Below are 20127 nucleotides of genomic sequence, written 5' to 3'. Positions count from 1 at the left end.
TTATTTTAAGTATTTTTTTGATATTTTTGTATTCTATTTAAACATTGTACAATGGCTGTTATCCTCGGTATCGAGTCTTCTTGTGATGAAACTTCGGCCTCTATATGTATAGACGGTGAAATTAAATCAAATATTATTGCTGGTCAAGCAATTCATGCAAAATATGGAGGTGTCGTACCCGAATTAGCATCCCGGGCACACCAGCTACATATCATCCCAACGGTGGATGAAGCCATTCAACAGGCAAAAATACACAAAAATGATGTTGATGCGGTGGCTTTTACGCGAGGTCCCGGACTTTTAGGCTCGCTTTTGGTCGGTACGTCTTTTGCGAAGTCGTTTGCATTGGCCCGCCAAATTCCGCTGATTGAGGTCAACCACATGCAAGCACATATCCTCGCCCATTTTATTGAGGAGCCGAAACCCAACTTTCCTTTTCTCTGCCTGACCGTATCGGGCGGCCATACACAGATTGTGTTGGTAAAAGACTATTTTGAGATGGAGGTGCTTGGACAAACACTCGATGACGCCGCGGGAGAAGCTTTTGACAAAACCGCCAAAATACTGAACTTACCTTATCCTGGAGGGCCATTAATCGATAAATACGCGCAGACAGGAAATCCGAATGCCTATAAATTGCCCGAACCACAGATTCCGGAATTGAATTTTAGTTTTTCCGGTCTTAAAACCGCTATTTTATATATGGTGCAGGCCGAAGAAAAGAAAAATCCTAATTTTTTAATGGAAAATATAGCGGATGTATGTGCTTCGGTACAGCAGCGGATTGTGTCTATCTTATTGAATAAGCTGAAGAGAGCGGCAGAACAAACTGGTGTGCGGGATATGGCCATTGCGGGAGGGGTGTCTGCGAACTCGGGGTTACGTAGAGCGCTGCTGGAAATGGGTAAGCAATACCACTGGAATGTATTCATTCCCAAATTTGAATACTGTACAGATAATGCCGCTATGATCGCCATCGCGGGTTACCATAAATATTTGCGACAAGAATTTGTCGATCAAGACATTGCTCCTTTAGCACGGATGCACATGTAACCGTACACGAAAATTAATTATGGAATTTTCACCTTGTTGTCATCCTGAAAGAAAAGATGTAAACCTCAACACTTTTCGTTATGTGGAACAACAAACTAGATATTTACGCGAAAGAATGGCTGGATGTCGTTTTTTCTGCTCGCAACCAAGCCTACGGAGCGTACGATTTACGACGTCATTCTGCCGCCGCGACGAATCAAGCTTTACTTACTGTGGTGTTTGCTGTTGCTTTGTTGGTCGTTGGAAAATATGCCTACGACCGTATGCCGGCTACAAGCTCGGCACCAACAATTGACTACAGTATCCCTGTGACGCTCGACCGGTTGGCCATTCCCGAACCGCCAAAAGAAGAGGAAGTGATCCTTCCTGCAGAACAACCCGTCCAAAAGATTGCACAAGACCCACCTGGCCAGGACCTGATCCGTTTTGTAGAACCCGTGATAACTGATCGTAATCGAGCGGTTGAGGATGTTGCCTCGCAAGATGATTTGAAAGACAAGATGACGGCCCGGCTTACGCTAAAAAAAGTCGACGGCGGCTCCTTTGTTGCAAAAGGAGAGTTTGGCCCTACAAAGGAATTGGGAAATATTACCGGAACAGCTACGGGCGATCCCGACGGGGGCGCATTAAATAACGGGGAACCGTTTGTGTCGGTACAGGTGATGCCAGAACCCATGGGCGGTATGGCCGCATTTGTGAATTGGGTAGGAAAAAACTATGCCTATCCGGACAGGGCTTTGGAACAAGGAATTAAGGGTGCCGTAGTTGTCTCCTTTGTCGTAGAAACTGATGGCACCTTAACGGACATTACGGTGTTGCGGGATATTGGATTTGGTACAGGTGATGAGGCAATCCGCGTGTTAAAAAAAGCAGCGAAATGGAAGCCTGGCGTTCAAAATGGGCGCCATGTTCGGGTAAAATATACATTGCCTATCAAATTGAGTACGTTGTAAGACTAACGTTCGCGTCTTTACGCTTAACTTTTTTCCGTTTACGATTTGTGGTATTTTTATTGCTAGTACTTTGAGATCGTTTCCATATATCGTTTAGTGAGACATCACAATGCTACAAAAATTAATAAAATATGAGTGTAAAGAAAAAAGACAATTCAAGATGGTTGCACGTTGCTATCTCATGGGGAGCTAGTATCGTTATTATTGGCGTCCTATTTAAGATACTATATATAGGGGGAGCATTTGCTAACTATATGATTGGTATTGGTTTAGCGGTGGAAGCCTTCCTTTTTTTCCTGATGGGATTCAACCCGCCACCAAAGGAACATGCCTGGGAGCGGATATACCCTGAATTGGATGAGAATTATACCGGAGAGTTGCCGCAACGTTCTGTTGCACTTAGTCAACAACCGGCAGGACCATCCGCGACAGAGAAACTCGATAAAATGTTCGCTGATGCAAAGATAGAACCTGCACTGATTGAAAATTTGGGAAGAGGATTACGCGATTTTGGTGATAAGGTTTCAGCGATCAACCAAATATCAGATGTATCGTTCGCGGCGAATGAATTTACGGAAAAATTGAAGTATGCGAGTTCAAAGTTTGATAACCTCAGTGTAGCTTTTGAAAAGGCATCTGCCAATCTTGTAGCGATGTCCAATACAAATACGGATACTGCCGGTTACCATCAACAGGTACAAAATCTCACCAACAATTTGCAGTCTTTAAACGACATGTACGAACGGGAGTTAAGGGATTCCGCATCCCATCTCCAATCTATGAATCAATTCTACGAGAGCTTAAGTTATACAATGAAAAACTTCAATGAATCTTTAGATGACTCGAAAGTATTTAAAGAAGAAGTGAACAAGTTGGCTAAAAATCTAGCAGCCTTGAATACCGTGTATGGTGGTATGTTGACGGCGATGAATCAGCCACGTGTGTAGGAAAAATCATTTTATAACAAAAAAGGAAAAGAATGGCTTACGGAAGAGAGACTCCAAGGCAACGCATGATCAATATTCTATATTTGGTATTGCTCGCCTTACTCGCATTAAATGTACCAAATTCCATATTAGATGCCTTTAAAAACATCAATGATAGTCTAGAGACGTCGAAATCCAATGTGGACAGTTCGGTAGAACAGTTGTTTGCTGCATTTGAGAGTACGAAATTAAAAGAAGAACCCGAACGGGCGAAACCTATCTATGAACAAGCAAAACAGGCGCGCGCCGTTGTCGATGAATTGGATCAATACATTATGGAATTGAAACAGGAATTTGAGAAACAGGGCGGTGGATATGATGAGGATACAGGTGATTTGGTACGACGGGAAAATGCGGATATCGCACCGCATCTTATGATAAATGGTAAAAGAGGTACGGAACTAAAGGAAAAAATAAATACTACTCGGGAAAAACTATTGTCGTTATTGAATGAAGATGACCGGAAATCCGTTTCGTTTTCATTGGAAGCAAAAGACCCAGCGAAGGCTGCTAACGGCAAAAGGAAATGGGAAGAAGTCAACTTCGGGAGTGGAACACCCTTGACGGCTGCGATGACCACACTGACCAAGATACAAGTGGATGCGCAGAACGCAGAATCAGACGTGGTGAAGCTTATTCTGGGCAAAATGGATCAAGCCGTTGTGAACTTGGATAAGTTTGCTGCGGTAGCCGTAGCGCCTACTTCATATCTTGTACAAGGGCAACCTTATACCGCAGAAGTCTTTTTGACTGCATCCGACTCCAAGTCAGCGCCATCGATTAGTGTAAACGGAAATCCGTTACAAGTGGTGGATGGAAAAGGTGTATACTCGGTTCCTACTAGTCAGGAAGGTGTTTTTACGTGGACGGGAACGATTAAAGTACAGCAAACCGATGGCACGGTTAAAGAATACCGTACCCCAGAACAGACCTATCAGGTAGCGCGTCCATCGGCTGTCGTTTCACCAGATAAAATGAATGTACTGTATATAGGCGTCAATAACCCCATTTCTGTTTCTGCACCAGGTACACCCACCAATAAGATAAATGTCAGTATGAATGGTGGAGGAGGGCGTATTTCGGGCGCTGGTGGGAAATATAACGTGACGGTAAGCGCACCGGGTACGGCTCGTATATCGGTGTCTGCGGAAGTTGCGCCAGGCAAAACACAAACGTTGAGTACAACCGAATTTAGAGTAAAAAGAATTCCAGATCCGATTGCTAAGTTTGGAGGGAAAACAGGAGGAAATATGGCGACTGTAGCACTTAAAGCACAAAATGCCGTATTTGCATCGTTGGATAACTTCGACTTTGATGCTAAATTTAAAGTCACTAAATTCAGTATGATCATTGCCAAACCGCGAGCAGACGCCATCGTACTTTCTACCAATGGAGGTACGCTAAGCTCCAGTATGAAAACCGCACTAAATGGAATTGTTCCGGGCACTAGAGTAATATTTGACAATATTATAGCGGTAGGTCCAGATGGATCTCCAAGACAATTGAACGCTGTCGCTTTAACAGCAAACTAGCACGCAAGGAATTTGCGAATAATAAAAAAATGCCACTTTCAAGTGGCATTTTTTATTATGATATAATACACTGTAAAATAGCAACGCCTATTCCAATCCTTCCGTTTCTTCGGTAGGCTGTTGTTCTTGATTTTGTTGACTTTCTGTTTCGAGGGGCGTCTCTTCTTCTGCAGTTGTTGTTGGCGTTGTACCTGATGGATCGCTCACAGACGGCGTGTTCTTTTGTTGTTGCACCGGTGGTTGGTAATTTTCAAGCTCTTCTTGATTTATACCTTTTGGAGCAGACCAAAGCTTCTCCTTATACGTTTCCAATTTATCTTCGATTTGTTGAGCTTCCTGCAGCTGTTGTAAAGCGTTTTCTGCATATTGTGCTTCTTGACGCATAGCACTAGGCGAGGATTCTCGGACAATCGTACTGGCAAATTTCCGTTGCACAAAAAGATCATCCATGCTCATATCATAAAGTCCTCTATCCGGATCAGAAACATCAACCTTCACCAACGTATAGCGCAATTGAGGGAAATACAACCAGAATGCAGGTGTTGAACCTACGGATTCTGCAAGTTCTGCGGAAGAAGAAATATCCATTAACGGTGCTACACCGATAATGCGTGTCTCTAGACGGCCACGCTGTTTGTCGAAGAAAATATCTTCTTTGACTCTGAATTTTGTGACACGTTCGGGGTTAAATTCATTTAAGGCCATTTGTGCATCGATCTGATTCCCTTCCTCGTCAAAAATTGGAACCAATACGCTATCTGCAAAACGCGCGACACCTTCGCTCGCGGTCATTTTTGTTTTGAAAGAATCATCCTCCGGACTGTAAGGCGTTAATTTTCCTTCGTTTATTCCTTTCATGATGGCCTCAATTAAGGAGGCGCCCGGAATGGCATAGATATAATTCTCTTCATTGGACAGATCGATGTCCCTCCAAACCCGCTTATAAAAGCGGATATTTTTCATATTCACTTTAGGATAGGCAAATGGAACGGCATCTTCTAGGTTGTTTGCCTGATAGAAACCATCCGTGACGGGAATCGTATCCATTAATACCTCCTGATTGGTTGTATCATAAGAAAGTGCGTTTTGTTCATTCCCTAAAAATACGTCCTGTTGGAGCGTATCCATCCGAGAGGTGTCCTGTTGAGGTGGAATATCGACTTCCTGTTGTGCCATGAGGTGATTAACCCCAAGTAGTAAAGCCGCTGCTATTAAAATTTTCATTTCTGCTAATTTTATGTTTAATATAAAGTTGCTAAGGTCTTTTTAACGCTATTAACCTTCTTAACTTTCTAATTAATATTTCCTGGTTTTAACTTGTTGTGTCGGCATTTCCACTGCAGACATCACACAGCGGAAACCGATGTAAGAATGTGGTTCATAGTCTACCACATAGTTACGGGTTTCGCTGTTTAGCTGTTCGCCGTTATCTTTCCATGAACCTCCTCTTACTACTTTTCTTTTCAAGGCGTCGCTATCACTTTCGTTTGCATCGTATAATAGAACTGGATTCAAATCGTTAACGAAAGCAATAGCAGAGGGGCTATAGGCATCCAACGTCCACTCCGCTACATTTCCTGCCATATTGTAAATACCAAAAGCATTTGGAGTATACGATTTTGCTGGAACGGTAAAGGTTGACCCATCTTGTGAGTAGGTGCCTTCTCCTTGCTTGTAATTAACGGCCAATTTCTTTTTACCTTCTTTACCATCAATTGTTAGGCGAGTTCCCGATATGGTGTCTCGTGGATCGAGTTTTCCTTCGGCAGCATATTGCCACTGTGCTTCTGTTGGTAAGCTAAAGGTGAGATGATAACCATTCAAATAAGAATTTTTCATGATATTAGCCATCAACTCTTTTCCGCGCCAGTCCGTATAACCACGTGCCTGTTTCCAAGTAACGCCGACTACCGGATAATAATCAAACGATTCATGTGTAAAGTAATTGGCATCCATGGAAGCTAGCTGAGCATTGGGGAAATCCTCAGACCAAATGTCTTCAGTGGGCATCACCGCAACGGTATCGGTTACGTATTCGGTTTCTGTACGTCCGTTTGATTTCAAATAGGAAAACCGATATTTAACAGCTTCGGGGTTTAGTGTTCTGCGGGAACCCTTCATAGCAAGCATCGGTGCAAGTTGTTCCTGAATAGCAGGATCATTACTGCGCCATATTGGCGACACGCGCTTTACCCGTTTCCAGTTGATGCGGCGTTGCCCATCTTCACCGGCAATGTCCAAGAAATACTGGTCATCGTTTAAATAATCTGTTATCGCGACAGAATCCGCCACCCAGTTGACGAATTGGCGGTATTGCTTGTTGGTGACCTCTGTTTCGTCAATAAAGAATGCACTCAGACTGACGTTTTTGCCCACATCTCCACTATCTAGGGAGCCTTTGTATAAAATTGTTCCCGATGGAACGTATACCATGCCCGGAGGAGCAGGGAGTTTGCCACCCCTAAAAGCGGATACTTTTGGTGCGCTATAAAAATTGTTTGATTTACAAGCCGCGACGACTATTAACGACGTTAAAAGTGCAATAATAATAGTTCGAGGTTGGGATAATCTGTGTCTCAAATTCTTCTTATTCATTATACTATAATTTATAAGCTATGGATGTTCGATATTAATTACGATTAAACAAGGCTAATTTTACCCCTAAAGAAAGATAGGAATATTGATCCATCTTGCTATTAATAACACCATCAACATTATCCTTGGGAAGAAAGGACTGTTGATAATTGATGTTGATTGCCCAACGGGGGCCATAGAGTGTACGTCCGATAGGTATATCCAAGCCAACGTGGAGTGGGATAGTCAATTGATGGGAACTCAAATCTTCTGAAATCTCTCCACCTACGTTTTCGATAGATGTCCGATAGTTTGGGTCTATACGGTGATCGATGTTGTTTTTCATTACGCCTACACCAGCGCCGACATAGATGTTAGCCAATATTTTGCTGAATGTGCTCGCACCCAATGTATAATAGCTGTAGTTGGCCGGAAGAGATAGAAACTGACCGAGCCTTACTTTCGCATTGGCATTGATAGCGTGGTAGGAGTTCTCAAAATCACTGTTCCACCCGTAAGCGCTCAATATCCCTTTTTCGCCTTTAACCCCAACCGAGATAAAAGGAGTTACTAATCCTTCCGCTTCGATGTATCCTGCAAATCGCGTGTCCGTATTTCCCAAATCGGCCCAGACCATTGTACCACCTGCACCCGCACCGATACTTATCGGACGAGAAAATTGAGCGAAAACAGCTTGCGTTGAGAAAAAAACGAACAAAACAAAAACGGAAAATATACCTTTTTTCATTATATAAATTATTTTAGTGGCAATAAAGCATGCATGAGTTGCCACTCATTCAAGCTTCATATTTATGTATTGAATTATTAAAAATATCTTTTGTAGTTTGCCCACTACATCAAAAATCGATACAATGAAAGCAATTATCCTGCCTTAATTGTCATATTGTATTTTTTTTGTTCTTTTTTCTATATTTAGCGCTATGAAAATAGCATTCTTTTCCACCCAACCTTATGACCGCGTGTTTTTCGACCGTGAAAACCAAGATCGACGTTTTGCATATCAGTTTTATGAAACACATTTAGGCCCTCATATTGTAGAAGCGGTAAACGATGTGGATGCGGTATGCGTTTTCGTCAATGATCGTGTAAACCGGGAAGTGCTCAAAGTGCTGGCTTCACGCGGTGTGAAAATCGTGGCTTTGCGCTGTGCAGGTTTTAATAATGTAGATCTGGATGCTGCACAAGAGTTTGGTATCTCGGTGTGCCGCGTTCCGGCCTATTCTCCCGAAGCGGTGGCAGAACATGCTATGGCGATGTTGCTGACATTGAATCGTAAGACACATAAGGCCTATAACCGTGTACGCGAACAGAATTTTTCGTTGAATGGTTTATTGGGCTTTAATCTTCATGGGAAGACAATCGGTATTGTTGGGACAGGAAAGATTGGCAAGGCTTTTTGTCACGTAGCGAAGGGGTTTGGATGTGAATTGCTTGCTTTTGATATCTATGAAGATGAACAACTGAAGGACATCGGCGTGTTGTATGTGGATATGGATACTTTATATAGATCTTCCGATATTATTTCACTCCATTGCCCATTAACACCCGAGAATAAACATATGATTACGCAATCGACCATTCAACAAATGAAAGATGGGGTCATTTTACTCAACACGAGTCGAGGTGCGTTAATCGATACTTCGGCTGTAATCGACGCATTAAAAACCCGCAAAATTGGGGGGATTGCTATTGATGTATATGAGCAGGAAGAAAAATTGTTTTTTAAAGATTTAAGTGATACGATCATTGAAGACGACACGCTACAGCGTTTGATGAGTTTCCCGAATGTACTGATTACGGCTCATCAAGCATTCTTCACGCACGAAGCATTGACGCAAATAGCCTCTACCACGCTAAAAAATATCGAGGAATTGCTCCTCGGTCGTGAACCGTTTAATAAGCAAGCTATACTCGTGTAGACTCTTTTGTAATTTTACCCAGATATATACTATCGGTGCTGATATTACTCCCATCAGAAGCAAGAAACGCCAGGTAAACGTGATAGATTGTGTCCTGGGGTGCATGTTCTATCGAAATAATCTGTTCATGGTCTTCCAGATAACTATCTTGCAATACGCCGGCGGTATTTCTGGGATCTACACCGTTATCGGGATAGAGCAATGCTATGCACCGAAACATTCTTTCTCCGTACTTCTGTCTGAAGACATCATCCACATTCCATCGTATGATGACATGGCCGTTCTCCTGATGGATCCCAACGTTGGAAACCGGAGATGGCAGTCCGCGGCTTATGGCAAACTTTTCGTAATCTAGACGGTAGCGTCCGTCTTCCACAATAACGCTTTCGCGAAGGTTATACGACATCGCAGAGTTATGTCCTGTACGATTTGGGGCATACTCCATAAAGCCCAAACGAACAAAACGGACAATGGAGGAAAGAGATTCTTGCATAAAAGCGAATTTGCTCTGATTCTTTTACTGCCCTGAGGTAGGTTTTCGCTTTTTCGTTATGCGGGGCAGGCTTCTGACGTAATAAATGTCTTTCCATTTACAAAAAACGGATGGTCCTACTTTGCCTGAAACCGTTCCATTCACACCATTTTTAACTCTTGCCATAGTCTGAAAATTTATAATACAGGATTAAGATAGGAAATAGTAAGATATCAATCAAATATTAAATTTATAATAACAAAATATTTTAGTGTGATATTATAGGAATTTCAATCGGGGTTTATATGCTTTTATCCGAATGATCTCCGAACAAAGTCCGAATAAAGTCCCTATTAAAGCCTATTTATTTATTAAAAAAAATAAACTGTGATAAGGATGTGTGGAGACGCTGAACAGAACAGGGGAAGCATAAGCGTATAATGCGATATTGTCGTAGATAATTAACGACAATGTTAAATGAGACAACTACAGCCTGTATAGCGATTAAGCTCCAAAAAGAACAGGCTTAAAATTGTTTAAATAGACAATAGGCTAACTTATTGACACATTGATTATTTAGGGCTTGTCGTATAAATTCTACAAAACTTTTTTTTTGATAGCAGCGCAATCGATTTGAATCATTAAATTAGTGCATTGCTAATTTAAACTATAGTATTATGGAAGTTAAGATATCTTCGAAGTTTGTTGCCGAGTTGATTGGTACATTTGGTTTGGTTCTTTTTGGATGTGGTGCGGCAGCTATTGCCGGCATAGATACTGTCGCGGGCTTATCTGGTTTGGGATTACTGGGCATAGCTACGGCTTTTGGTCTCTCCGTGGTGGTGTTTGCTTACGCTATTGGTGGTATTTCCGGTTGCCATATCAATCCAGCGGTCACGATTGGTGTATTGTCGGCAGGTAGAATCTCTGTAAAAGACGCGGTGGTGTACATCATCGCACAGGGTCTAGGTGCACTTCTTGGCGCATTTGTTTTGCAACAGATACTGCAGGGTCAACTGGCAGGTTTTACAGCTGGCGAATGGGCGTATGGTGCAAACGGATGGGGTGAAGGATACCAAAATGAATACGGGACCGCTGCCGCGTTCCTGACAGAATCGGTTTTGACCTTCATTTTTCTAATCGTTATCTTAGCGACTACTTCTAAAGTGGGTAACGGTACTATGGCAGGTTTGGCAATAGGCTTTACGTTGTTATTAATTCATCTTGTTGCTATCCCGGTTACGGGTACATCTGTTAATCCCGCCCGTTCTTTTGGACCTGCGTTGCTGGCTGGCGGACAGGCTTTATCGCAGTTGTGGTTATTTATTGTAGCACCTATTGTCGGGGCTGTGATAGCGGCTATCGTGTGGAAAGTAATAGAACCGAAAGCGGTGAGCGTATAGTTGGTCAATTTTGACCCCCGTTTTTTTACCCTTTATTTTGTAGCGTTTACTTTTTAAAATCCTTATATTCGTGCAATGGATAATTTTATTGTTTCAGCACGGAAATATCGCCCGGTGACCTTCGACTCTGTTGTGGGGCAGCAGCATATTACGAGTACGCTCAAAAATGCGATCCACAATAATCAATTGGCACAAGCTTTTTTGTTTTGTGGGCCGCGTGGTGTGGGTAAAACAACCTGCGCCCGTATTTTAGCGAAAACAATAAATTGTGAGCAAATCACGCCGCACGTCGAAGCCTGCGGTACTTGCGAGAGCTGTAAATCTTTTCAACAAGGAAATTCGTTTAGTATCCACGAATTGGATGCGGCATCTAATAATTCGGTGGATGATATCCGTAGCCTGATCGAACAAGTTCGAATTCCGCCACAGGTCGGGAAATATAAAATCTATATTATTGACGAGGTGCACATGCTTTCGCAGGCAGCTTTCAATGCGTTTTTGAAAACGTTGGAAGAACCGCCTTCCTATGCAATTTTTATTCTCGCGACCACAGAAAAGCATAAGATTCTTCCTACTATTCTTTCCCGTTGTCAGATATTTGACTTTAATCGAATTAAGGTTGAAGATATGGCGAATCACCTGGCCAGTATCGCACAGAAAGAGGATATAGCGTTCGAATCGGATGGGTTGCATGTTATTGCTCAAAAGGCTGATGGTGGACTTCGGGATGCACTTTCGATGTTTGACCAAATCGTAAGCTTTTCGAATAAGCATATTACCTATCAAACGGTAATCGATAATCTGAATATTCTCGATTACGATTACTACTTCCAATTAATGGACCATGTGGCGGCAGAGGATGCTGCTCAGGCCCTGTTGATTTTTGATAAAGTTCTAAATAACGGCTTTGATGGTGGCCATTTCATTAGTGGTCTAGCGACACATACACGTAATCTATTAGTTTCTAAAGAGCCCGCAACACTGAAATTGCTCGAAGTAAGTGAGAATATTAAGCGAATGTATCTGGAACAATCACAGGCACTTAGTTCGGGTCTTTTGCTCTCTGTGCTGAATGTTGCGAATCAATGTGAAATAAATTATAAAACCAGCAAAAACCAACGTTTACAAGTAGAGTTAGCGCTGTTGAAGATGTGTCATATAGCGTCAGCTATTATATTAAGTCAGCAGGGAAGTCTTACATCCGCTGTTACATCAGAGGTAAAAAAAAAACTCTCTGAACCAGCGATAAGCCACCCGGTGACGGTCACGAATAGTGTGCCTGTGGCAAAAACGGCTCCGGCAACACCGCAACCGCAGACGCCTGCAACGCCATCGACATCAATCACCGCCCCTACACCTACAATAGAGAAATCGGTGATAACAGGAGCCAATAAAGCAATAAAAAAAGGTTGGGGTAAAATTTCTACTTCGGTAGATGTGCCAAACTTAAATACTATTTTTGAAGATAAGGCGCAAGCGGAAACAGATAAACCGGACCTTGTCGAAGGTAGTGAGTTTCGAGAAGTGACTTTCAATACATTTATTGGCCAATGGAATACCTTTGCAGACCGTCTGAAGCAAACAAATCGCATTACGCTCTATACGATTATGACGGCTAATCCTCCGCGTTTAAACGGTGTAATGATTGAAGTGGATGTAGAGAATGCAGTACAGATGGATGAGCTTAAACTAGGTAAAATAGATATGTTAAATTACTTGCGCGTAGCGTTGCAAAACTTTTCGCTTGACATAACAGGCGTGCAAGTAGAGGTCACCAAAGTTCGTAAGCCCTATACGTCGGTAGAAAAATATCAGGCGATGGTCTCCAAAAATCCCGCTTTGGAAACACTGCGTAAAGCATTTAATCTTGGACTGAGTTAAATCCCCCTTTCTTTTGTTATCTTTGCCCGAATAATTTCTAATTTAAGAATATGCGAAACTTCCAACATAAGGAAAGAGGAGAAAAGCGAGAATCAAATCAAATGGTGTTCGGTATCCGTGCTGTTATTGAAGCGATAGATAGCGGTAAGGAAATAGAATCATTGTTTATTCAGCGCGGGTTAAGTGGTAGTCTCTTCTTAGAGTTAAAATCGTTGTTGAAAGAGCATAATATGGGCTATCAACAGGTGCCTATAGAGAAGTTAAATCGTCTTACTCGAAAAAACCATCAGGGAGTCATTGGTGTAATCTCGCCTATTACTTACCAGCGTATCGAAGATTTATTACCCGTGATTTACGAAAAAGGAGAAACACCACTTTTGTTGATGTTGGATGGTGTAACGGATGTTCGTAATATGGGAGCTATTGCGCGAACAGCAGAATGTGCAGGAATTCATGCCCTTATTGTTCCTAAAAAAGGTTCGGCGGAAATCAATCCAGATGCGATTAAAACTTCCGCAGGAGCACTATACAAGATCCCGGTCTGTCGGGAAGATGTATTGGGCCGTACCGCACGTTTCCTGATCGAATCAGGGGTGCAGTTGGTCGTGAGTACGGAGAAAACAAAAGACTCTGTTTACGATGTGGATTATACAGTCCCAACCTGTATTGTTTTGGGAGCGGAAGATGTGGGTGTGTCAGATGACTTAATTCGTGTTTCAGATAAATTGGCAAGAATACCTATGTTTGGTGAAATAAAATCCCTTAATGTATCTGTTTCGGCGGGTGTTGTCATTTATGAAGCTATACGTCAACGTCATAAATAGGGGTTGTCATAGTTGAAAAAGCAAATTTATAGGCAACTTCGCGTATATCGATACGTTTTTTACCGAGAAACACTCGTTGATCCCCGTGAACATTTTTGGTCTTTTGTCGGCGCTTTCGTCGGCATTTTTATTATTGCCTTTATTCAATCGTTACATTTGCCCATATTGGAGAATGTATTTTTAATAGGCTCGTTTGGTGCCTCTTCGGTATTAGTGTATGGAGCGATACAAAGTCCATTGGCACAACCTCGGAATCTAGTTGGTGGGCATGTGGTATCTGCTTTTGTGGGCGTGACGGTGGCATACTTGTTGCCTCCCGTTATCTGGCTTACGGCCCCGCTAGCAGTAGCTTCTTCTATTGTTTTTATGCAAATGACCCGAACACTTCACCCTCCGGGTGGAGCGACGGCATTGATCGCGGTGACGGGGGGTACAAAAGTGGCTTCGATGGGATATTGGTATGTGTTTAGTCCGGTTTTATCTGGGGCATTGATTTTACTCCTCACTGCACTTGTTTTCAATAATATAACCACAAAGCGCCATTATCCAGTTAAATATTCGCGATTGCGTCGCTCTCGACGAAAGCATTTAAAAGCCAGACGACTTGGAGGAAGACGTTAAGGTTTTCTGAAGAACAAAAAAAGCCGGTTTTTCTGAATGAAAAACCGGCTTTTTGTTTGGAAGCCAACTTATAAAAGCTGAGCGCTATTTGCTTAATACTTGGAGCGTGAAGCAGAGCGTCTGCGTTCTCCTCCGAAGCCTCCAGAACTACGTCTGTCGCCTCTGAAAGAGCCTCCTTTTCTGTCTCTATCTCCACCGCCGCTTCTGCGTCTTCCGCCGCTGTCACCGCCTCGACGAGCACCTCCACGACTTTCTTCGCCGGATACTTCGACGCGAACCGCACGACCATTGTACTCCGTACCCTGGAATCCGTCAAACACTTTCTTCACGTCAGCATCTTGCACCTCGAAGAAAGTGAATACACCTTTCATATCGATTTTTCCGACTGATTTTCCAGAAATATTTGCGGCGTCGCAAATAAGGCCGAGCATATCACCACGTGAAAACTCATCTACAGAACCAAGGTTTATGAACAAACGTGTGAATCCCTTGGAAACAGATCTTTCTCTACGTTCTCCGCGCTCTCCTCTTTCTCCACGGTCGCCGTCTCTTTCGCGGGCGTCAGCATTCAAGTCTGGCGCATTTTGGTAATAATCCAAGAAACGGTTGAATTCTAGTGAAGCGAAGCGTTTGATGATGTCTTCTTTTGATAAGTCCTGCATACTTTCCATAATACTAGGAAGGTATGGTGTTATTTTTTCCTCGTTGATTTCAACATTATGTATTTTGTTCATCATAGCAAGAAGTTGTTTTTCAATAACTTCGGTAGCTTGAGGTATTTGTTTCTTCTCAAACTGTTTGCCGATGATTTTTTCGATACGACGGATTTTCCCTATTTCTTTAACGTTTACTAATGAAAGAGAGATACCGGTCTTACCGGCGCGAGCTGTACGACCTGAACGGTGTGTGTAGTTCTCCACTTCATCCGGTAAGGAGAAGTTGATAACGTGTGTCACATCGTTTACATCGATACCACGAGCCGCTACATCTGTTGCAATGAGCAATTGTAAGCTACGGTCGCGGTAGCGTTTCATGACTTTATCGCGTTGTTGTTGAGATAAATCTCCATGCAACGAGTCTGCATTATAGCCATCCCGTACCAAGGCTTCTGCGATTTCCTGTGTTTCAATCTTTGTACGACAGAATACAATTCCGAAAATATCTGTGGAATAATCTACAATACGTTTGAACGCCGCATATTTGTCTCTAGCCTTAATGACATAATAATGGTGTTCAATGTTTTCATTACCGGTGTTTTTTGTACCAACGGTAAGCTCTTGTGGGTTGGTCATGTAGTTTTGTGCTATACGACGTACCTCTTTTGGCATAGTTGCTGAAAACAACCATGTTTTCTTAATTTCGGGTGTTTCCGAAAGGATGTTGTTGATGTCCTCTTGGAACCCCATGTTCAACATCTCATCTGCTTCGTCCAATACAACATACTTCACATTCGAGAAGTCGATTGCTTTTCTGCCGATGATGTCCAACATACGTCCAGGGGTAGCTACCACAATCTGTACGCCGCGACGAATCTGGCGTAGCTGGTCAGAAATATTTGCGCCACCGTATACAGCAACAACATGTACATCGTCCATGTACTTTGCATATTTCTCTAAATCTTTTGCAATTTGTAAGCAGAGCTCACGCGTAGGACATAATACTAACGCCTGCGGGTGCTTTTGAGTAAAGTCGATTAACTCTAAAAGTGGAAGACCAAATGCCGCTGTCTTTCCTGTGCCGGTTTGGGCTAATCCGACAAAATCGTCGTTACCAGTCATTAAAACAGGAATGGCTTTTTCCTGAATAGGAGATGGTTTCTCAAAACCCATCTCAGTGATGGCATTAACAACTTCATGACGGATTCCCAAGTCTAAAAATGGGTTCATGAAATAAATTATACAATAGGCTCTATTGCCTAAGGCGGTGCAAAGATAAGGGTATTTTTTTATTTAAAAAAATAATATTCTATTTTTTACGAGGTGTGCATAAAAAAAGGCTGCTCAAATGGAAGAGCAGCCTTTTTTATTTTGTTGTTTCCTGCCTTAGTACAATGTAAATTCTACGCGACGGTTTTGCTGACGACCATCCGCTGTCGCATTCGTAGCAATTGGTTGTGTTGGGCCATAGCCTGTAGCTTCGATACGAGAAGCGTTGGCTCCTTTTGATACGAGATAAGCTTTGACAGCCTCTGCGCGTTCTTTGGATAACCGCATGTTTGTCTGCATAGAACCTGTGTTATCGGTGTGTCCCGCTAGCTTCAGGCTGAAGTTTTTCTCAATAAGAAGAGCAGCTACGCTATTCAATGAAGCGTAAGAGCTTGAGCGGATAGTTGATTTCCCTAAGTCAAACTCCAGATTTTTAATCGCTTCATCTACCACTTTCCTGTCTTCTTCCGTCACCACAATCTTTTCGATTACTTTCGTTTCATTTTTTAATTCTGGAAGAGGGCAGCCCGACCCATCTACCTTAACACCGGCAGGCGTATTCGGACACTTATCGAATTTATTTGCTACGCCGTCGCCGTCATCATCTTGCAGGTCATTGTTTAATCCGGTCAGTTGAGAAGATAGCGCTTCGTTTTCTTTTCTCAACGCGTCGTTTTGCGCTTTGAGATCATCATACTTCATGGTGTAATCATTCACCAGTGTAGCAACAGGATTGGAATTGTTTAATGCGGGTTTAGATTCGTTGCCTAAAGCAATTTCAAGCCCCGCGTGTGCATAGGAAAAAAGATCGTTTTTAAATGTTCCGCCGGCTTTTCCATCAAAATGTTGGTTTGTCCAATTCAGTTGGTAACCTAAATCAATGTTAATGCCTCGGGCAACTGCAAATTTAAAGCCGAAATCTGCTGGTACATACAGCTTAGTGGTCGCATCGTGTTTTGCTGATGTGCCCTCAACATCGGTTACGGTTGTTTCAAAATTCAGTGCACCAAGACCTACCGCGAAATAAGGTTTAATAAAACTATTGAAAAAGCGCCAGTTGGTGTTGGCCATTGTCCATTCTCCCGATAAAGCAGCTGACCAAGGCATTTTTGTTTCAAATGCGGCAACAGCCGTCGCTGTAGCATCTTCATTTTTACCAGCGACTTTTCCACCCATGTATTGTGCTTTAAGACCAAATGATGGGGAAATTTGTTTTTTAATGTAAGCGCTATATCCAAGGTTGTGTTCCAATTTGTCAAAACCGTCCCGATTGAAACCGAAGATATTGGATTGGTTTAATACGCCTGCATTCAAACCCACTGACCATGTTCTGTATTGGGTTTCCGGTCCGAGGGGAGATGTGCCTTCAATACTTGCTTGTTTTTGAGCCTGAGCAACCGAGATACTGCCCAGTAGGCTGGCCACGCTGACGATGGCTAAATTTTTAAAGTTAAAGTTCCTCATATAAGAATTATTAGTAACTATTTTGATTATATCAACACCAATGTTATACAATTGTTTTGCCAAAAGTACGGCAAAAAAAAGCTTACTGTTTACTAAAAACAGTATTGTAGCCCAGCCGCTACAAGCGAGAGGAACAGGGCTAAAATGAAGTAAGGAAACCTCAGTCTTTACGTGCGCCGCACAGGGGCAAATAGGGTCGGTATAGTCATGTTGTAAGCCATTTTGCGTACAATGTTTTCCTCTATTAATCGCCGAAAAATACTTTTACGGCTTCGGGTAATCAGCAGCAAGTCAATCTGTTCGTCGATTAAAACATTCGAGATGGCATGTGACACATTTTCTGCAGCACGATTATAAAGCACCTGTGGTTTTATCGTATAAGAAATATTCTGAATACCTGTGCGGTTGATGATTTCCTCGATCCAGTCTTTAAATTGTGCGTCGATGTCACTTATGCGGCGGTCATCTTTGTTGACATAAATCAATACCAGCTCAAAGTTGTTCCCGATAAGTTTAATCGCATGTTGCAGTACTTCGATTTCGCCTTCTTTGAAATTACACAGTAAGCCAATTCTGTTCTTTTTGAATCCTTTCGTGTTTTGAGGAACCCCTAATACGGGCGTTTTTGTGTTCAGGATCACATCATAGGTGTTGCTGCCTAAGAAGATGGCTTCCAGCCCCGACGAGCCTTTTGTTCCCATAATTACGGCATCATAGTTAAACGATGCAGTTACTTTGCTGATTTCTTCAAACAGGTTGCCGTCTTTAAATATGCTGTTGAATGTAATGTCCGGATATTCGCCATGGAGTTTCGCTAGGAGTCTCTCCATATCTTTTTCCGAAATTTTCATCTGCGGATCTTCAATAGGGTAAGCTTGCCGGTTTATATAAGAATTGGTGTGGTATGTGAAAACATGGATGAGATCCACACTTTGTTTTTGCTCATTTTGTGAGATGAGTTGACTGGCATATTGGATGGCTGTTAATGAGTCCTCGGAAAAATCAACGGGTATTAATATTTTTTTCATGCTATAATTGTTTAAATGGTTTTTCCAAAAAAGGCGGGCTTTTGTAACCTCAACGTCATGGCTTTGGATACCGATGGTGTAAATAATCTTTCAAAAAAGGTTTTTCGAGTCTTTGAAACTAAAATAATATCAACATGCTGGTTATCGATCAACTTGCTGATAACCTCTGGAATAGTATCCTGATCTTTATCCTCCTTTAAAGTAGGGGCAATTAGCTTATTGGTTTGCCGAACCGCAGAAAACTCCTCTATATTAAAGGCCCAAGACGCTAATCGGTTGTTTACCGAAGTCTCTTTTTCACTTTCCTTGTATACATGTATAAGAGCGACATCGATCTCCTGATGGAAAATATGGACAAACTCTTGAAGTGTAGTTAATTCTTCCTGTTTGAAATTGGTTAACAGTCCCACCTTTTCTATAGCTGTTGAGATATGTTCTATATTGGGTATGACAATAACTGGGATCGGTGATTTCGCTACAATCAGCGCTGTGTTGCTCCCCCAAAATATGTTTTTGTTTGCGGATGCTCCTGTAGTCCCCATGGTAATCGCGACGTAATCTTTCTTTTTTGCTTCTTTAGGGAGCGCTTCATCCAAAAGTCCTCGATCATTGTGATACGATATCAGTATGTTTGGGTATAATACCTGAAGTTTTTGCACCCATTCTTTTATCGTAATATCAGCTTTTAAGATAGGAGATTGGTCACGCTCTGTTTCTAGTTCGTTTTCCTCAAAACCAGATGATATCGCTGTGTAGAAATGGATAACATGTAAACTATATTGGTGCTTTTTAGCGATTTCCGCGGCATATCGGGCAGCCAAAAACGCATTTTCCGAAAAGTCCGTTGGTACTAAAATTTTCATCTAAATAAAATATTTGTGAGTGTTTAATCTCATTGGTATAGATGAGCCCGTTACACTCGGTTTGTTTTCTTTGATGATGAAGTTTGCATGGACTGCATTATTTATATCCGTTTTTAAATGGTAGCTCATGCCGGCTTCCTTCATTATAAGTTGATCATTACTGTATAAAAGTACAAATAATATGTGGTTTTTAGAATTTAAAAGTTATCCATGTATAGCGGGAATTCTAAACGTTGTGAGAGCAAGCATTTTTAGCTATTTTTGTACCTCGAAATAAGTATATTATATATAGGATTCCATGACCAGTAAAGAGATACGCGAGGTTTTTTTAAGTTTTTTTAGGGACAAATCCCACCATATTGTGCCATCTGCTCCGGTTGTTGTCAAAGACGATCCGACTTTGATGTTTACCAATGCAGGGATGAACCAGTTTAAAGAGGTTTTTTTGGGAGAGGTGGCCGCAAAATATTCCCGTGTGACAGATACCCAGCGCTGTCTCCGGGTTTCGGGGAAACACAACGATCTGGAAGAAGTAGGTATCGATACCTATCACCATACGCTTTTTGAGATGTTGGGCAACTGGTCTTTCGGCGATTATTTTAAGAAAG

At 42.1% G+C, this 20127-nt stretch carries 18 protein-coding genes and 1 pseudogene; 10 read left to right on the top strand and 9 right to left on the bottom strand.

Annotated features, from left to right (window positions below; all coding sequences use genetic code 11):
• Positions 1–51: 51 nt before the first annotated feature.
• The 4 genes from tsaD to porM all read left to right on the top strand — a co-directional run bounded on the left by tsaD (position 52) and on the right by porM (position 4524).
• The gene (gene tsaD, locus H8B17_RS19870; protein ID WP_190310990.1) at positions 52–1053 is read left to right on the top strand and encodes a tRNA (adenosine(37)-N6)-threonylcarbamoyltransferase complex transferase subunit TsaD; all 1002 of its coding nucleotides are present in this window, start codon (positions 52–54) and stop codon (positions 1051–1053) included.
• Between the two features lie 80 nt (positions 1054–1133).
• Positions 1134–2006 carry an energy transducer TonB gene (locus H8B17_RS19865; protein ID WP_190310989.1) on the top strand — a complete coding sequence of 291 codons (873 nt, stop codon included), beginning with the start codon at positions 1134–1136 and terminating at the stop codon, positions 2004–2006.
• A 131-nt stretch (positions 2007–2137) separates the two neighbouring features.
• The gene (gene porL, locus H8B17_RS19860) at positions 2138–2953 is read left to right on the top strand and encodes a type IX secretion system motor protein PorL/GldL (RefSeq protein WP_190310988.1); all 816 of its coding nucleotides are present in this window, start codon (positions 2138–2140) and stop codon (positions 2951–2953) included.
• A gap of 32 nt (positions 2954–2985) precedes the next feature.
• On the top strand, positions 2986–4524 hold the full coding sequence (gene porM, locus H8B17_RS19855; protein ID WP_190310987.1) for a type IX secretion system motor protein PorM/GldM: 1539 nt from the start codon (positions 2986–2988) through the stop codon (positions 4522–4524).
• Between the two features lie 87 nt (positions 4525–4611).
• Here porM and porN read toward each other — a convergent pair whose 3' ends face one another.
• The 3 genes from porN to H8B17_RS19840 form a co-directional block, all read right to left on the bottom strand.
• Positions 4612–5748: a type IX secretion system ring subunit PorN/GldN gene (gene porN / locus H8B17_RS19850; RefSeq protein ID WP_190310986.1), complete on the bottom strand. Its 1137-nt coding sequence runs from the start codon at positions 5746–5748 to the stop codon at positions 4612–4614.
• A gap of 72 nt (positions 5749–5820) precedes the next feature.
• Positions 5821–7119 (bottom strand): T9SS ring complex lipoprotein PorK/GldK, encoded by a 1299-nt coding sequence (gene porK / locus H8B17_RS19845; protein ID WP_190310985.1) that lies wholly within the window; start codon positions 7117–7119, stop codon positions 5821–5823.
• A 34-nt stretch (positions 7120–7153) separates the two neighbouring features.
• The gene (locus tag H8B17_RS19840; RefSeq protein ID WP_190310984.1) at positions 7154–7846 is read right to left on the bottom strand and encodes a hypothetical protein; all 693 of its coding nucleotides are present in this window, start codon (positions 7844–7846) and stop codon (positions 7154–7156) included.
• 193 nt (positions 7847–8039) lie between these two features.
• On the opposite strand from H8B17_RS19840, the gene H8B17_RS19835 reads away from it, so the two are divergent.
• Entirely contained in the window at positions 8040–9038 is a 999-nt protein-coding gene (locus H8B17_RS19835; protein ID WP_190310983.1) for a 2-hydroxyacid dehydrogenase, read from the top strand.
• Here the strand turns inward: H8B17_RS19835 and H8B17_RS19830 are convergent.
• Together H8B17_RS19830 and H8B17_RS19825 are read right to left on the bottom strand one after the other, a co-directional pair.
• Positions 9025–9537: pseudogene (locus H8B17_RS19830) on the bottom strand (DUF6266 family protein); the annotation flags it as partial. The gene H8B17_RS19835 and the pseudogene H8B17_RS19830 sit on opposite strands and share 14 nt — an antisense overlap.
• 18 nt (positions 9538–9555) lie before the next feature.
• The gene (locus tag H8B17_RS19825; protein ID WP_190310981.1) at positions 9556–9696 is read right to left on the bottom strand and encodes a hypothetical protein; all 141 of its coding nucleotides are present in this window, start codon (positions 9694–9696) and stop codon (positions 9556–9558) included.
• 491 nt (positions 9697–10187) lie between these two features.
• Between H8B17_RS19825 and H8B17_RS19820 the strand changes: the two genes are divergently transcribed.
• The 4 genes from H8B17_RS19820 to H8B17_RS19805 all read left to right on the top strand — a co-directional run bounded on the left by H8B17_RS19820 (position 10188) and on the right by H8B17_RS19805 (position 14239).
• A complete protein-coding gene (locus tag H8B17_RS19820; RefSeq protein WP_190310980.1) occupies positions 10188–10913 on the top strand; it encodes an MIP family channel protein in 726 nt (241 codons plus the stop codon).
• A 75-nt stretch (positions 10914–10988) separates the two neighbouring features.
• Positions 10989–12794 carry a DNA polymerase III subunit gamma/tau gene (locus H8B17_RS19815; protein ID WP_190310979.1) on the top strand — a complete coding sequence of 602 codons (1806 nt, stop codon included), beginning with the start codon at positions 10989–10991 and terminating at the stop codon, positions 12792–12794.
• 50 nt (positions 12795–12844) lie between these two features.
• On the top strand, positions 12845–13618 hold the full coding sequence (gene rlmB, locus H8B17_RS19810; RefSeq protein ID WP_190310978.1) for a 23S rRNA (guanosine(2251)-2'-O)-methyltransferase RlmB: 774 nt from the start codon (positions 12845–12847) through the stop codon (positions 13616–13618).
• Positions 13619–13630: 12 nt separating this feature from the next.
• Positions 13631–14239, top strand: a complete 609-nt coding sequence (locus H8B17_RS19805; protein ID WP_190310977.1) for an HPP family protein — start codon at positions 13631–13633, stop codon at positions 14237–14239.
• Positions 14240–14331: 92 nt separating this feature from the next.
• Here the strand turns inward: H8B17_RS19805 and H8B17_RS19800 are convergent, their stop codons facing one another.
• The 4 genes from H8B17_RS19800 to H8B17_RS19785 all read right to left on the bottom strand — a co-directional run bounded on the left by H8B17_RS19800 (position 14332) and on the right by H8B17_RS19785 (position 19519).
• Positions 14332–16125, bottom strand: a complete 1794-nt coding sequence (locus H8B17_RS19800) for a DEAD/DEAH box helicase (RefSeq protein WP_190310976.1) — start codon at positions 16123–16125, stop codon at positions 14332–14334.
• Between the two features lie 156 nt (positions 16126–16281).
• Complete coding sequence (locus tag H8B17_RS19795) at positions 16282–17628, bottom strand: OmpA family protein (RefSeq protein ID WP_190310975.1); 1347 nt, start codon at positions 17626–17628, stop codon at positions 16282–16284.
• A 167-nt stretch (positions 17629–17795) separates the two neighbouring features.
• Positions 17796–18656, bottom strand: coding sequence for a universal stress protein (locus H8B17_RS19790; protein WP_190310974.1), 861 nt, complete (start codon positions 18654–18656; stop codon positions 17796–17798).
• 11 nt (positions 18657–18667) lie between these two features.
• Positions 18668–19519, bottom strand: a complete 852-nt coding sequence (locus H8B17_RS19785; protein WP_190310973.1) for a universal stress protein — start codon at positions 19517–19519, stop codon at positions 18668–18670.
• Between the two features lie 298 nt (positions 19520–19817).
• Here H8B17_RS19785 and H8B17_RS19780 point away from each other — a divergent pair.
• The coding region (locus H8B17_RS19780; RefSeq protein ID WP_262891647.1) for an alanine--tRNA ligase-related protein at positions 19818–20127 on the top strand (310 nt) is incomplete at its 3' end.

This window comes from Sphingobacterium arenae, assembly GCF_014692505.1.
In the GTDB taxonomy this organism is placed as follows: domain Bacteria; phylum Bacteroidota; class Bacteroidia; order Sphingobacteriales; family Sphingobacteriaceae; genus Sphingobacterium; species Sphingobacterium arenae.
Note: the sequence above shows the minus strand (reverse complement) of the source record. Positions and strands in the feature narration are given on the sequence as shown.

Excerpts from the sequence above, each read along its gene's own strand:
- H8B17_RS19835 (WP_190310983.1), top strand. The coding sequence starts at position 8,040 with ATGAAAATAGCATTCTTTTCCACCCAACCTTATGACCGCGTGTTTTTC.
- H8B17_RS19820 (WP_190310980.1), top strand. The coding sequence starts at position 10,188 with ATGGAAGTTAAGATATCTTCGAAGTTTGTTGCCGAGTTGATTGGTACA.
- rlmB (WP_190310978.1), top strand. The coding sequence starts at position 12,845 with ATGCGAAACTTCCAACATAAGGAAAGAGGAGAAAAGCGAGAATCAAAT.
- H8B17_RS19790 (WP_190310974.1), bottom strand. The coding sequence starts at position 18,656 with ATGAAAAAAATATTAATACCCGTTGATTTTTCCGAGGACTCATTAACA.
- H8B17_RS19785 (WP_190310973.1), bottom strand. The coding sequence starts at position 19,519 with ATGAAAATTTTAGTACCAACGGACTTTTCGGAAAATGCGTTTTTGGCT.
- H8B17_RS19795 (WP_190310975.1), bottom strand. The coding sequence starts at position 17,628 with ATGAGGAACTTTAACTTTAAAAATTTAGCCATCGTCAGCGTGGCCAGC.
- tsaD (WP_190310990.1), top strand. The coding sequence starts at position 52 with ATGGCTGTTATCCTCGGTATCGAGTCTTCTTGTGATGAAACTTCGGCC.
- H8B17_RS19825 (WP_190310981.1), bottom strand. The coding sequence starts at position 9,696 with ATGGCAAGAGTTAAAAATGGTGTGAATGGAACGGTTTCAGGCAAAGTA.
- porK (WP_190310985.1), bottom strand. The coding sequence starts at position 7,119 with ATGAATAAGAAGAATTTGAGACACAGATTATCCCAACCTCGAACTATT.
- porL (WP_190310988.1), top strand. The coding sequence starts at position 2,138 with ATGAGTGTAAAGAAAAAAGACAATTCAAGATGGTTGCACGTTGCTATC.
- porN (WP_190310986.1), bottom strand. The coding sequence starts at position 5,748 with ATGAAAATTTTAATAGCAGCGGCTTTACTACTTGGGGTTAATCACCTC.
- H8B17_RS19865 (WP_190310989.1), top strand. The coding sequence starts at position 1,134 with ATGTGGAACAACAAACTAGATATTTACGCGAAAGAATGGCTGGATGTC.
- H8B17_RS19800 (WP_190310976.1), bottom strand. The coding sequence starts at position 16,125 with ATGAACCCATTTTTAGACTTGGGAATCCGTCATGAAGTTGTTAATGCC.
- porM (WP_190310987.1), top strand. The coding sequence starts at position 2,986 with ATGGCTTACGGAAGAGAGACTCCAAGGCAACGCATGATCAATATTCTA.
- H8B17_RS19840 (WP_190310984.1), bottom strand. The coding sequence starts at position 7,846 with ATGAAAAAAGGTATATTTTCCGTTTTTGTTTTGTTCGTTTTTTTCTCA.
- H8B17_RS19815 (WP_190310979.1), top strand. The coding sequence starts at position 10,989 with ATGGATAATTTTATTGTTTCAGCACGGAAATATCGCCCGGTGACCTTC.